Annotated in this window: 13 protein-coding genes; 10 read left to right on the forward strand and 3 right to left on the reverse strand. The window is 70.7% G+C overall.

All coding sequences use genetic code 11. The features are described from left to right. Positions 1-177 precede the first annotated feature (177 nt). From AB0E91_RS25405 to AB0E91_RS25435, 7 genes are all read left to right on the forward strand, one after another. Positions 178-1,410 (forward strand): Ig-like domain-containing protein, encoded by a 1,233-nt coding sequence (locus AB0E91_RS25405; protein ID WP_361786884.1) that lies wholly within the window; start codon positions 178-180, stop codon positions 1,408-1,410. Positions 1,411-1,578: 168 nt separating this feature from the next. Further along, positions 1,579-2,811, forward strand: coding sequence for an Ig-like domain-containing protein (locus tag AB0E91_RS25410; RefSeq protein WP_361786268.1), 1,233 nt, complete (start codon positions 1,579-1,581; stop codon positions 2,809-2,811). Positions 2,812-2,888: 77 nt separating this feature from the next. Beyond that, the gene (locus AB0E91_RS25415) at positions 2,889-3,656 is read left to right on the forward strand and encodes an enoyl-CoA hydratase-related protein (RefSeq protein WP_361786271.1); all 768 of its coding nucleotides are present in this window, start codon (positions 2,889-2,891) and stop codon (positions 3,654-3,656) included. 327 nt (positions 3,657-3,983) lie between these two features. Further along, positions 3,984-4,487, forward strand: a complete 504-nt coding sequence (locus AB0E91_RS25420; protein WP_361786274.1) for an ATP-binding protein — start codon at positions 3,984-3,986, stop codon at positions 4,485-4,487. Positions 4,488-4,576: 89 nt separating this feature from the next. Further along, the gene (locus AB0E91_RS25425; RefSeq protein WP_361786887.1) at positions 4,577-5,488 is read left to right on the forward strand and encodes a MerR family transcriptional regulator; all 912 of its coding nucleotides are present in this window, start codon (positions 4,577-4,579) and stop codon (positions 5,486-5,488) included. A gap of 60 nt (positions 5,489-5,548) precedes the next feature. Beyond that, complete coding sequence (locus tag AB0E91_RS25430) at positions 5,549-5,761, forward strand: EF-hand domain-containing protein (RefSeq protein WP_361786282.1); 213 nt, start codon at positions 5,549-5,551, stop codon at positions 5,759-5,761. A 153-nt stretch (positions 5,762-5,914) separates the two neighbouring features. Continuing rightward, complete coding sequence (locus AB0E91_RS25435) at positions 5,915-6,577, forward strand: NAD(P)-binding domain-containing protein (RefSeq protein WP_361786285.1); 663 nt, start codon at positions 5,915-5,917, stop codon at positions 6,575-6,577. A 50-nt stretch (positions 6,578-6,627) separates the two neighbouring features. Here the strand turns inward: AB0E91_RS25435 and AB0E91_RS25440 are convergent, their stop codons facing one another. Together AB0E91_RS25440 and AB0E91_RS25445 are read right to left on the reverse strand one after the other, a co-directional pair. Further along, the gene (locus tag AB0E91_RS25440; RefSeq protein ID WP_361786288.1) at positions 6,628-7,188 is read right to left on the reverse strand and encodes a glycoside hydrolase family 25 protein; all 561 of its coding nucleotides are present in this window, start codon (positions 7,186-7,188) and stop codon (positions 6,628-6,630) included. A gap of 65 nt (positions 7,189-7,253) precedes the next feature. Continuing rightward, a complete protein-coding gene (locus AB0E91_RS25445) occupies positions 7,254-7,922 on the reverse strand; it encodes a TetR/AcrR family transcriptional regulator (protein WP_361786291.1) in 669 nt (222 codons plus the stop codon). Between the two features lie 110 nt (positions 7,923-8,032). Here AB0E91_RS25445 and AB0E91_RS25450 point away from each other — a divergent pair, with 110 nt between their 5' ends. From AB0E91_RS25450 to AB0E91_RS25460, 3 genes are all read left to right on the forward strand, one after another. Continuing rightward, entirely contained in the window at positions 8,033-8,971 is a 939-nt protein-coding gene (locus AB0E91_RS25450; protein ID WP_361786294.1) for an alpha/beta fold hydrolase, read from the forward strand. Next, positions 8,968-9,855, forward strand: coding sequence for a squalene/phytoene synthase family protein (locus AB0E91_RS25455; RefSeq protein WP_361786297.1), 888 nt, complete (start codon positions 8,968-8,970; stop codon positions 9,853-9,855). Before AB0E91_RS25450 ends, AB0E91_RS25455 begins: the two co-directional genes overlap by 4 nt. A gap of 164 nt (positions 9,856-10,019) precedes the next feature. Beyond that, positions 10,020-10,943: a zinc-binding dehydrogenase gene (locus tag AB0E91_RS25460; RefSeq protein WP_361786300.1), complete on the forward strand. Its 924-nt coding sequence runs from the start codon at positions 10,020-10,022 to the stop codon at positions 10,941-10,943. Positions 10,944-11,087: 144 nt separating this feature from the next. On the opposite strand, the gene AB0E91_RS25465 is transcribed toward AB0E91_RS25460, so the two are convergent. Continuing rightward, complete coding sequence (locus AB0E91_RS25465) at positions 11,088-11,510, reverse strand: hypothetical protein (protein WP_361786303.1); 423 nt, start codon at positions 11,508-11,510, stop codon at positions 11,088-11,090. Positions 11,511-11,712: the final 202 nt, after the last annotated feature.

The raw sequence follows: 11,712 nt of genomic DNA on the forward strand, positions 1-11,712 counted from the left end.
GGGGCGCCCGACCCCAGGACGCGGCAGGGCCGCCCGGTGCGACTGCGCCCGACGGCTCCACAGCGGGCTGCGGGCACCCCTCGCGGGATGCCCTCCATGTCGTCCTCCCCACTGTTCTGCCCAGCCCTGGCGTCGCACTCACGTGCCCCAGGGACGGGCTTGGTCGTTATGTCCGGTGTGAGGCATCTACAAGGACGCGCGCGGCGCGCGCTGGGCGCACTGGCCACTGCACTGACCTGGGCGGGACTGGTGGCCGGGGCCGCCGGCTGCACCGCCGACGGCTCCGGCCCGCTGGGCATCGGCGGACCGCCGGGCCGGTCCCCGGCCCCCGAGGACGTCATCCGCGTCACCCCGCGCGACGGCGGCACGGGCGTGCGCCCGGACGGGCGGCTGCGGGTGCGGGTGCCCGACGGGCGGCTGGAGAAGGTCACCGCCACCCGTTCGCAGGACGCCCGGGACACCCCGGTCACCGGCCGGATCAGCGCGGACGGCCGCACCTGGGAGCCCGACGACAAGCAGCTCGCGCTCGCCGCCCGCTACACCCTGGACGTGGTGGCGGTTGACGGCGAGGGCCGCCGCTCGGCCCGGCACACCACCTTCAGCACCTACGTCCCCGACGAGCGGTTCATCGCGTACGTCACCCCCGAGAACCGCTCCACCGTCGGCACCGGCATGATCGTCTCCCTCGCCTTCAGCCGGGAGATCGCCGACCGCGCCGCCGTCGAGCGCGCGGTGCGCGTCACCGCGAAGCCCGCCGTTGAGATCCGCCCGCACTGGTTCGGCAAGAACCGCCTGGACTTCCGTCCCGAGAAGTACTGGAAGCCCGGCACCGAGGTCACCGTCGCCATCGACCTGCGCGACGTCCAGGGTGCCCCCGGTGTCTACGGCCTCCAGCACAAGACCGTCACCTTCACCGTCGGCCGCAGCCAGGTCTCCAAGGTGGACGCGCGCAAGCACACCATGCAGGTCCGCCGCGACGGCGCCCTGCTCGCCACCGTGCCGATCACCGCGGGCGCCCCGAAGACGCCCACCTACAACGGCAAGATGGTCGTGATGGACATGCTGGAGGTGACCCGCATGAACGGCGGCACCGTCGGCTTCGGCGGCGAGTACGACATCCCCGACGTGCCCCACGCCATGAAGCTCACCGACTCCGGCACCTTCCTGCACGGCAACTACTGGTCGCCCGACGCCCCCGGCGAGACCAACGTCAGCCACGGCTGCGTGGGCCTCAGGGACGTCAAGGGCGGCGGCGCGGACACCCCGGCGGGCTGGTTCTTCGACCGCAGCCTTGTCGGCGACGTGATCGAGATCGTCCACAGCGAGGACAAAGCCGTCGCACCGGACAACGGGCTCGGAGGGTGGAACATGGCATGGAACCAGTGGAAGGCGGGCAGCGTGCTCAAGTGACCGTGTGAGCTGCGGGGTTCCGGTGAGCGGGTACTGGTTCAAGTTGCGACGGAACGGTGACATGGGGCGGGCGTTCAGGCCGGAACCCGGCGGCTAACATCCCTGGTGTGCGCGGGACGCGCCGGGGTGTGCGGGCCTGTCGAGCCAGGCCACGGAGGGGAGACCGACTTGAACGTGCGGCCGATATCGGGGGCGTCGGCGGGGAGCCGGCGCAAAGGTCGTAGAGGACTCGTGCTCGTGACGGGCGCGCTGGTGCTGTCGCTCGCCGCGTGCGGTGGCGGCGACACCGAGAGCGGGTCCAAGGACGCCAAGGGCGCCGGCACCGCCCAGCAGGACAAGCAGTCGGCCGCGGCCGTCAGCATCTCGCCCAAGTCCGGGGCGAAGAGCGTGAACACCAACGGTGCCCTGAAGGTCACGGTCGCCAAGGGGCGGCTGACCAAGGTCGTCGTCAAGGACACCAAGGGCGCCGAGATCGAGGGCAGGCTCACCGACGGGGGAGCCACCTGGACCCCGTCGACCCATCTGGCCGCCAGCACCAAGTACACGGTGCACGCGGTCGCCGAGGACTCCCGGGGCCGCGAGGCCGCCGAGGACTCCTCCTTCACCACGCTCACGCCGAAGAACACCTTCACCGGCCACTTCACGCCCGAGGACGGCTCCACGGTCGGCGTCGGAATGCCGTTCTCCGTCCGCTTCACCCGGGGGATCACCGACCCGGCGGCGGTGGAGAAGGCCATACGGATCAAGACCGAGCCCGCCGTCGACGTCGAGGGCCACTGGTTCGGCAACGACCGCCTGGACTTCCGCCCCGAGAAGTACTGGAAGGCCGGCACCAAGGTCACCGTCGACCTCGACCTGAACGGCGTCGAGGGCCGCGACGGGGTCTACGGCAAGCAGCACAAGACGGTGACGTTCACGATAGGCCGCAGCCAGGTCTCGTACGTGGACGCGAGCAAGCACACCATGAAGGTCACCCAGGACGGCAAGACCGTTCGGACCCTCCCGGTCACCACCGGCAAGCCCGGGTACGACACCTGGAACGGCCAGATGGTCATGACCGAGAAGCTCACCGTGACCCGGATGAACGGCGAGACCGTGGGCTACGGCGGCGAGTACGACATCAAGGACGTGCCGCACGCCATCCGCCTCACCGACTCCGGCACCTTCATCCACGGCAACTACTGGGGCGGCGGCGCGTTCGGCAACTACAACGCCAGCCACGGCTGCGTCGGCCTGCGCGACGTCAAGGGCGGCTACGACAAGTCCGTCCCGGCGGCCTGGTTCTTCAACCACTCCATGGTCGGTGACGTGGTCGTCGTCAAGAACTCCCACGACCGCACGGTCGCCCCGGACAACGGCCTCAACGGCTGGAACATGAGCTGGGCCGACTGGAAGAAGTAGGACCGCACGAGGTGGGCCCCCTGCTGTGACACACGGCATGGGGCCCACTGTCGTTAGCGAGCGTTAACCTGCTGCGCATGACCGTGAATCTCGAAGTCTCCGAGGGCGTCGGCACCCTGCGTCTGGACCGGCCGCCGATGAACGCGCTGGACATCGCCACCCAGGACCGGCTGAAGGAACTCGCCGAGGAGGCCACGCGCCGCGACGACGTGCGCGCCGTGGTCATCTACGGCGGGGAGCGGGTGTTCGCCGCCGGTGCGGACATCAAGGAGATGCAGGCCATGGACCATCTGGGCATGGTCCGGCGGGCCCGCGCCCTCCAGGACGCCTTCACCGCCGTCGCCCGCATCCCCAAGCCCGTCGTCGCCGCCGTCACCGGGTACGCGCTCGGCGGCGGCTGCGAGTTGGCCCTGTGCGCCGACTACCGCATCGCCGCCGACGACGCCAAGCTCGGCCAGCCCGAGATCCTGCTCGGCCTCATCCCGGGCGCGGGCGGCACCCAGCGGCTGCCCCGGCTGATCGGGCCGTCCAAGGCGAAGGACCTCATCTTCACCGGCCGCATGGTGAAGGCCGACGAGGCGCTCACCCTCGGCCTGGTGGACCGGGTCGTCCCGGCCGCCGAGGTGTACGAGCAGGCCCACGCCTGGGCCGCCCGGCTCGCCCAGGGCCCGGCCGTCGCGCTGCGCGCCGCCAAGGAGTCGATCGACACCGGCCTGGAGACCGACCTCGACAGCGGGCTCGCGATGGAACGGAACTGGTTCGCCGGGCTGTTCGCCACCGAGGACCGCGAGCGGGGGATGCGCAGCTTTGTGGAGGAGGGGCCGGGCAAGGCCAAGTTCCTCTGATCCTGCGGTGAACCGTTCGGCGGCGACTCCGGCAGGGCCGAATTTCCGGGTCAAGTGCCCGGTAGGCCCTTGCAATTGACGCGTCGTCTGATTCGGCCCCCTCGGCGGACCGGTTTATGGGAGCCTTAACCCCACCTTAAGCCTGCCTCGTCGAGGGGAGCCCTTCGCTTGCCAGGAACCGAGTCTTCTCCGCAGGTCGGAGAGGTCTCCGCGCAGCCTGTCGTGCCAATGGCATATGCCGAGCGCATGGAGCGCGGCAGGGGCGTACAGGGGGCGTATTCCCCCGGAACGCCCCCGGAGACGCTCGATGACGGCCATCATGGGGGCATGGCGGGGCTGGAGGGCATCGAACAGCCACGGGGACACAGCCGTGCGGCCGCGGCGCGCTGGTCGCCCGCGGTCGAGGACGAACGGGCGCTCAAGGCGCTGGAGTTGTTCGGCAATCCGGTCGAGGCGGAGGTCAGACTTCCGTCCCGCCCCGAGTCCGCCGCCACCGCGCGCCGGCTCGTCCAGGTCGTCGTGCTGCGGCAGTGGGGGCTGAGCCCCAAGATGACCGAGGACACGGTCTTACTCGTCTCCGAACTCGTGGGCAACGCGGTACGGCACACCGGCGCCCGCGTCTTCGGACTCCGGATGCGCCGTCGGCGGGGCTCGATCCGCGTCGAGGTGCGCGACCCCTCGCGCGGGCTGCCCTGTCTGCTGCCGGTCCGCGAGATGGACGTCAGCGGCCGGGGGCTGTTCCTGGTCGACAAGCTCTCCGACCGCTGGGGCGTGGACCTGCTCCCGCGCGGCAAGACGACCTGGTTCGAAATGCGGCTGGCGGACCGCTGAGGTCGCGCGCGGACTCTCCGTGCGACCGCTCGCTTGAGTCTCCAGCGGGTGGAGGGATCAGACTCGGCGCTGTGAACGACGACGGCTCCGTGAACGACGAAGGCACAGTCCTTCTCACCATCGGCGATCTGGCCCGGGCCACCGGTCTGACGGTCCGCACCATCCGCTACTGGTCCGACGAGGGCGCTCTCCCTCCGGTGACCCGCTCCACCGGCGGCTACCGGCTCTACGACGCAGCCTCGGTGGCCCGGCTCGAACTGATCCGCACCCTGCGCGAACTGGGCCTCGGCCTCGCGGACGTACGTCAGGTGCTGGCCGGGGAGCGGACGGTGGCCGAGGTCGCCGCCGCCCATGTGGTGGCGCTGGACGCCCAGATCAGCTCGCTGAAGGTGACCCGCGCGGTGCTGTCGTCCGTGGCGAGACGTGGTTCCAGCGCGGAGGAGATGACCCTGATGAACAGACTGGCCCGGCTGTCGGCGGCCGAACGGCGCCGGATCATGGAGGAGTTCGTGGAGGAGATGTTCCACGGGCTCGACACGGCGGACCCGGAGATCCGTACCCGGATGCGGGACAGCGCGATGAATCTGCCGGACGATCCCACGCCGGAACAGGTGGACGCGTGGGTGGAGTTGGCGGAGCTGGTGCAGGACCCGGAGTTCCGGGCGCAGATGCGGCGGGCGGCGGAGTTCAACGCGGCCGACCGGGGGCAGGGGGCGCCGCCCGGCGCGTCCATGTGGTTCGCCCGACGGCTGGTCCAACTCGCGGGCGGGGCAAGGGAGAAGGGCATCGACCCGGCGTCCCCCGAGGCGGAGTCCGTGCTGCGCGAGCTGCTCGGCGACACCGACCGGGACAAGGTGCTGGAGCGGATGCTCGCCTCGCACAATCCCCGGCTCGCGCGGTACCGCAGGCTCCTCGGCGTCCTCAAGGGAACACCCGTCTTCGGCCACGAAGAGGACTTCGGGTGGGTGGTCGCCGCACTGCGGGCGCGCACGGACGGTTAATCTGACCAGCGTCAGTGTGCCGGTACGGCAACGCACACACGAGGAAAAAGGGGCGGATCGGTGGCCGACATCGAGGAAGCACGCAAGCAGTTCCAGCGGATCGACGCGGACGGTGACGGGTTCATCACCGCGTCGGAGTTCAAGAGCGCTCTCGCCCAGGAGGGCGACTGGAACGTGACCGAGACGGTGGCGGCGGCCATCATCAAGACCCGCGACCTCAACGGCGACAAGGTCCTGTCGTTCGACGAGTTCTGGGCCTACCTGGCCAGGTGACGCGTGTGCGGGAAGGGGCGCCCTGAAGGGGTGCCCCTTTTTCGCGCCCGACGCCCGTCACCTGTTCGCCCTACGGGCCGGAATAGCCCGCCCCGTGCCACGGTTGTCGCCCACGACAGAAGAATGCACATGCATGAACCCTGAGAGGTTTTCATGAAGATCGGCATCATCGGCGCGGGCAACATCGGCGGCAATCTCACCCGGCGGCTCACCTCCCTCGGCCACGACGTGTCCGTGGCCAACTCGCGCGGCCCCGAGACGCTCAAGGCGCTGGCCGAGGAGACCGGCGCGACGCCCGTACGGGCCGAGGAGGCGGCGAAGGGCGCGGAGGTCGTCGTGGTCACCGTCCCGCTGAAGGCGGTTCCGGACCTGCCCGCGGGGCTGCTCGACGGCGCCGCCGAGGGGGCCGCAGTGATCGACACCAACAACTACTACCCGCGTGAGCGCGACGGCCGTATCGCGGGCATCGAGGACGAGGGCATCACCGAGAGCCGCTGGACCGAGCGCCATCTCGGGCGGCCGGTCGTCAAGGCGTTCAACGGCACCTACGCCCAGGACATCCTGGACCGGCCCCGCCCCGTCGGCGCCCCGGACCGCCTGGCCCTCCCGGTCGCGGGCGACGACGAGGCCGCCAAGGCGAAGGTGCGCGCGCTCATCGACGAACTCGGCTTCGACACGGTCGACGCGGGCGGCATCGACGACTCCTGGCGCCAGCAGCCCGCGACTCCGGTCTACGGCCTGCGCGAGGGCGTGGCCGCTGTCCGCGAGGCCCTCGCGCAGGCGTCTCCGGACCGCCCGGCGGAGTTCAGGGGCTGACCCCGCCGCCGGAACCCGGCAGGGCCGCCCGGTGCCGTTGCGCGGGGCCCTCAGCTGCTCAGATGGGCCCAGGCCACCAGGGCGGCCTTGCTGGGGAAGTCGGCCACGTCCTTGTCGAGCGGCTCGCTGGTGTACTGGTGGAAGCGCCAGTCGGCCTGGATGCGCGGCTTGCCCGCGCTCACATAGTCGGCGATCCACAGCCCGTCACCGGCGTACGAGGTCGTGTCCACGTTCAGCCAGTAGTTGCGGTTCGTGTACAGCACGACCCGGTTCTTCGGGCGCAGTTGCTTCACCTTGCGGATGAACGCGTCCTTCTCCGCGTTACTGGCGTGGGTGCCGTCGCCGGTGGTCTCCCAGTCGACGGCCAGGATGTCCCCGGCCTTGTCCGGCGCCTTCGCCAGGAAGTACTCGGCCTGCTCGGTGAGATTGCCGGGCCACAGGAAGTGATAGAAGCCCACGACCAGACCGGCGTCCCGCGCGGTCTTCGTCTGGGCCGCGAGTCTGGAGTTGACGTACGACCGGCCTTCCGTCGCCTTGACGAAGACGAAGGAGAGCCCGTCGGTGTCGTACGACGAGGACTGGTAGGCGCTGACGTCGATCCCATGGAGCATGCCTTGGTTGTGCCCCCGGGAGGGGCACTCGGAACATGGGACTCCCTTTGTGGCGGCGGCGGTTGTCAGCGCGCGGGTGCGGCGGCCCCGTGTTCCGCCCGCCGCTTCCCGCCCCTGGCCCCGGACTTCGCCGGGGGTGTGAAGATCCGGTCCAGGTGGTGGCGCAGTACCTCGGCCGCCGATGCGACGTCCCGCTGGCCGACGAGGACGCTGGTGCCCAGGCCCGCCGCCATGGCGAGCAGCCCGATCGCCTCCGTACGCGCGTCCGCCCCGGGGTCGGCCAGACCGTCCTCCTGCGCCTGGCGGAGCAGTCCGGTCAGGGCGTCCTCGGCGGTGTCCGGGTTGTCGATGAACGGCTGCGCGGCCAGCGCCTCGTCGGTCACCGACAGGATCGCGTACGAGGTGTAGAGCAGGTGGAAGACGCGGCTCTCCTCGTCGGCCGGCAGGGACGACAGGAGGATGGCCTCCACGGTCGCGCGCGGGCCCGGCCGCTCGCCGACGGCGGCGAGACGCGCCCCCACGCGCGCGGTGAAGCGGTCGGTGAGGTGCTGGAGCCCGTAGAGGAGCAGCTTCTCCTTGGTCTGGAAGTAGTACTGCACCAGCCGGAGCGAGACGCCCGCCTCGGCCGCGACGTCCCGCATCCCGACCGCGTGCAGCCCGCGTCGCCCGGCCACCCGGACGAGCGCCTCGGCGATCTGGGTCCGCCGCTCCTCGTGGTCTACCCGCTTCGGCATGGTCGCGTCTCCGTCGGTGAGGGGTCGGTCCGGATTTTTTCATGGTACCGCCGTACCACCATCGTGGTACGGTCGTATTACGAAAACCGGATCTCCCCGGAGGTGCCCCCGTGCCCGAGAACACGACCCGTGCCCGCCGCGACATGGGCCACTACGTGAACGACACCCTGCGGGACCGGTACCTCGCCGCCTGCGACGCGCTCTACGCCCTGGGCGCGCCCGCGCGCTCCGAGACGGACGTCGAGACGAGCTTCGGCACCACACACGTCTACCGGTACGGCCCCGCGGACCCCGCCGCCGAGTCCCGTACGCCGGTCGTGCTGATCCACGGGGCCGGTGGCTGCTCCGCGCAGTGGTACCCCAACACCCGGGCGCTCAGCGCCGAGCGGCCGGTGTACGCGCTCGACACCCCCGGCGACGCGGGGCTCAGCGTCCAGCGCGAGCACATGTGGCAGCCCGAGCGGGCCGCCCAGTGGCTCGACGAGGCGCTGGACGCGCTCGGGCTGGACCGGGTCCACCTGGTGGGCTCCTCCTACGGCGGCTGGCTGGTCATCAACCAGGCACATCTCCGCCCCGGCCGGCTCGCCTCCGTCGTCGCGCTCGACCCGGGCGGCCTGGAGAAGGTGGGCCTGCGCTTCTTCGTGTGGATCTTCGCCAGCCTCTTCGCGACCTTCGCCCCGAAGGCGCTGCGCCCCCGGCTCGCCGCCTGGCTGGACCAGCCGGTGCTCGTCGTCCCCGAACTGCGCGCGATGGCCCAACTGCGCGCGCGTGCCTTCCGGATGCGCCGCCCCGCCCCGCTGCCGCTGTCGGACGAGGAACTGGCCTCGATCCGCACGCCGTTCTACCTGGTCATGGGCAAGCGCAGCCTGCTCGTGCACCCGCAGCGGCAGCTGGAGCGGGTGCCACGCCTGATCCCCGGCGCCCGCGCCGAGATCGTCGCCGCCACCGGCCATGTGCCGCAGATGGACCACCCCGACCTGCTCAACGCCCGGATGTTGAGCTTCATGGACGACACCGACTCCGCCACCGCTCTACGATCGGGCCAATGAGCACGTGGACGAGAAGCCTGGACGCGGCGGGTATCAGGGACGCGGGACTACGTGAGGACTACGGCGCACAGCGGGAGTTGGTGAAGCGCTCCCGCTCCACCGCCTATCTGGCCGCCCGCTGGCTCCTGCCACGGCCGGTCCTGCCCCATGTCCTGGCGGCGACGGCCGTGATGGAACACGGCGACAACCTCCTGGACACCGGCCCCCTGCCCGACCGTCAGCGTGCCTGGGCCTCCTGGGAGGAATGGGTGCGCAAGGCGCTGGACACCGGGGAGAGCGACGACGCCCTGATCCGGACCCTGGTGCACACCATCACCGCGTACCCCCGCATGCGGGAGACGACGGAGACCTATCTGGCCTCGGCCCCCGCCGAGTTGACCTTCACCGGCTTCGTGGCGGAGTCCGACTACCAGTCCTACATCGACGCCTACTCCCTCCCCGCCTTCCTCCTCATCGGCACCCTCCTCGGCCCCCAGGACGACGACGGCTCCTTCCGAGCAGCCTGCCGCGTTTTCATCGAGGGCGCCCAACGCCTGGACTTCATCAACGACTTGGCCGAGGACCTCCACGAGGGCCGCCCCGGCATCCCGACGGACACCCTGACCCGCTTCTCCCTCACGGCGGCCGACCTCACGAAGGACCCCGACCCCTCGGCCCTGCGCGCCCTGGTCGACCACGAAGTGGCCCTCGCCCGCACGTCGTTGGAGAAAGCAAGAGAGCTGCCGGAACTGGCTCCGTCCCCCCACCGCCGCCTGCTGCGCACCCTGGTCGAGGTCGAACTCCTCACCGCGGACGCGGTGTCGGCGCGAGGCGCCGGGCTGCTGAACGGCTCGGCGTCCCCGTCACGCCTGGGGATGTTGCGGCTGTTGCTGCGGAGAGACTGACGTCCGGTCGCGGGGGACCTCTCGCCGTGGTCGAGAGCGGCCTTCGCCCCACACCGCTTCCGGAACACGGATGTGACTGCGTGACATAAATGTGCCTTCTTCCGCCTGGCGGCGAGGTTACCGATGATGACTGCTGTTACAAGTCATGCGCCAAGGGGGAAGACATGCCTGTCCGTGCTCTCGTCGTCGATCCGTCCGCGCCCGCCGCCGTCCGCCGCGCCGAGGTTCCCGACCCCGTGCCGGGGCCGGGCCAGGTCCTGGTGGACGTCTCCCACGCTTCCCTGAACCACGGCGACCTCAACGACGCCCGCTCCGGTCGAGTACCTGTGGGTGCGGTGCTCGGTTCGGACGCGGCCGGGGTGGTCGTCCAGGCCGCCGCCGACGGGACCGGCCCGGCGGTGGGCACCCGGGTGGTGGCTCTGACCTCGGGGGCGTTCGCCGAGCGCGTCGCGATCGACGTGGGCGCGCTCGCCGAGGTGCCGAAGGGCCTGGACCTGGCACAAGCGGTGGCTCTGCCGGTCGCCGGAGTGGCGGCACTGCGCTCGCTGCGGGCGGCCGGGCTCGGGCCGGGCAAGAGGGTGCTGATCACCGGGGCCTCCGGCGGGGTCGGCCGGTTCGCCGTGCAGTTGGCCGCGCGGGCGGGCGCCCATGTGATCGCGTCCGTGGGGTCGACGGCCCGCGGGGAGGGACCGGCGAGGTCCGGCGCCGACGAGGTGCTGATCGGTTTGGAGGGGCTCCAACGACCGGTCGACGTGGTCATCGACAGTGTCGGCGGCCCTCAACTGGTCGCGGCGTGGAACCTGCTCGCTCCTGGAGGCAGCTTGCAGAGCGTCGGCTGGACTTCCGGCGAGTCGGCCGTCCTTCCCCCGTATGCGACCGTAGGCCCGTCCAAGTCGCTGACGTCCTTCGTCATCGAGGGTGACGCCGGACCGGACCTGGCCGTTCTCGCCGAGCTGGCCGCCGAGGGATCTCTCGCTGTCGAGATCGGCTGGCAGGGGTCCTGGGACCGATTCGCCGAAGCCGCCGATGCCCTCCGCGGGCGCCGGGTCCCCGGTAAGGCGGTTCTGCGTCTGACCCGCGGTGAATGACTTCGTCCGCGTCGAACGACAGTGCCTCTTCCCCGGCCGGAGTTTCACCTCCGCGGAGCCTTGCCCCCTCAGGGTTCGGTGTCATCCCGAGGTATGCCACCCCGCACATCTTCGAGCAGCTCGACGTGTGACGCGGCGGCCGGGTCAGCTCGCCCGGCTGGTCAGGATGCAGTGCGGATAATCGTTGTCCGGATCGCCGACGGGCACCCAGAGCTTCAGGACCTTGCCCTGGCGCAAGGCGGAGTAGGTAGCGGGCTGCCGCTCACTCTCTTCGGGGTGACCGTCGTTGACGGAGTGAGCTTCGTCGAAGGTCACGTCGACGAAGCTTTCCTTCTTGTTGGAGCCCTGCTCCCAGGTGCCCGTCCCGGACCAGGCCAGGCTGTCGTACCAGCGGACGGCGACGCAGATCTTGTCGGCGACGAACGTCCCGTCCTGCTTCAGTCTGAGGGTGCCGCCGTCGGCATCGGTCCACGTGGTCGCGAGTTCGGCCGGCTTCAGCACGACCGGTTCGCCCTCGGGCGGCGGCATGACCGTCAACCTGCCGCAGGCCGTGAGAGCGAAGGCCATGGCGAGCAGGATCAGCGCAGGACGACAGCGACACAACACACTCCACCCCCAACGGGTTCCGCGGGCCGCGTGCGCGACCGGTGGACTCAAGAACCCGGGCTGTACCCTGGCACGGAATTTGAACGCGTTCAAGTCACAGTCGCAGTCGCCGACGGCCACTCTTCACGACCTGGCCCGCCGCGTAACCAGGAAAGGCCCTGAC

This window comes from Streptomyces sp. NPDC026659, assembly GCF_040638245.1.
In the GTDB taxonomy this organism is placed as follows: domain Bacteria; phylum Actinomycetota; class Actinomycetes; order Streptomycetales; family Streptomycetaceae; genus Streptomyces.

Excerpts from the sequence above, each read along its gene's own strand:
- AB0E91_RS25415 (WP_361786271.1), top strand. The coding sequence starts at position 2,889 with ATGACCGTGAATCTCGAAGTCTCCGAGGGCGTCGGCACCCTGCGTCTG.
- AB0E91_RS25440 (WP_361786288.1), bottom strand. The coding sequence starts at position 7,188 with ATGCTCCATGGGATCGACGTCAGCGCCTACCAGTCCTCGTCGTACGAC.
- AB0E91_RS25435 (WP_361786285.1), top strand. The coding sequence starts at position 5,915 with ATGAAGATCGGCATCATCGGCGCGGGCAACATCGGCGGCAATCTCACC.
- AB0E91_RS25445 (WP_361786291.1), bottom strand. The coding sequence starts at position 7,922 with ATGCCGAAGCGGGTAGACCACGAGGAGCGGCGGACCCAGATCGCCGAG.
- AB0E91_RS25420 (WP_361786274.1), top strand. The coding sequence starts at position 3,984 with ATGGCGGGGCTGGAGGGCATCGAACAGCCACGGGGACACAGCCGTGCG.
- AB0E91_RS25465 (WP_361786303.1), bottom strand. The coding sequence starts at position 11,510 with ATGGCCTTCGCTCTCACGGCCTGCGGCAGGTTGACGGTCATGCCGCCG.
- AB0E91_RS25460 (WP_361786300.1), top strand. The coding sequence starts at position 10,020 with ATGCCTGTCCGTGCTCTCGTCGTCGATCCGTCCGCGCCCGCCGCCGTC.
- AB0E91_RS25455 (WP_361786297.1), top strand. The coding sequence starts at position 8,968 with ATGAGCACGTGGACGAGAAGCCTGGACGCGGCGGGTATCAGGGACGCG.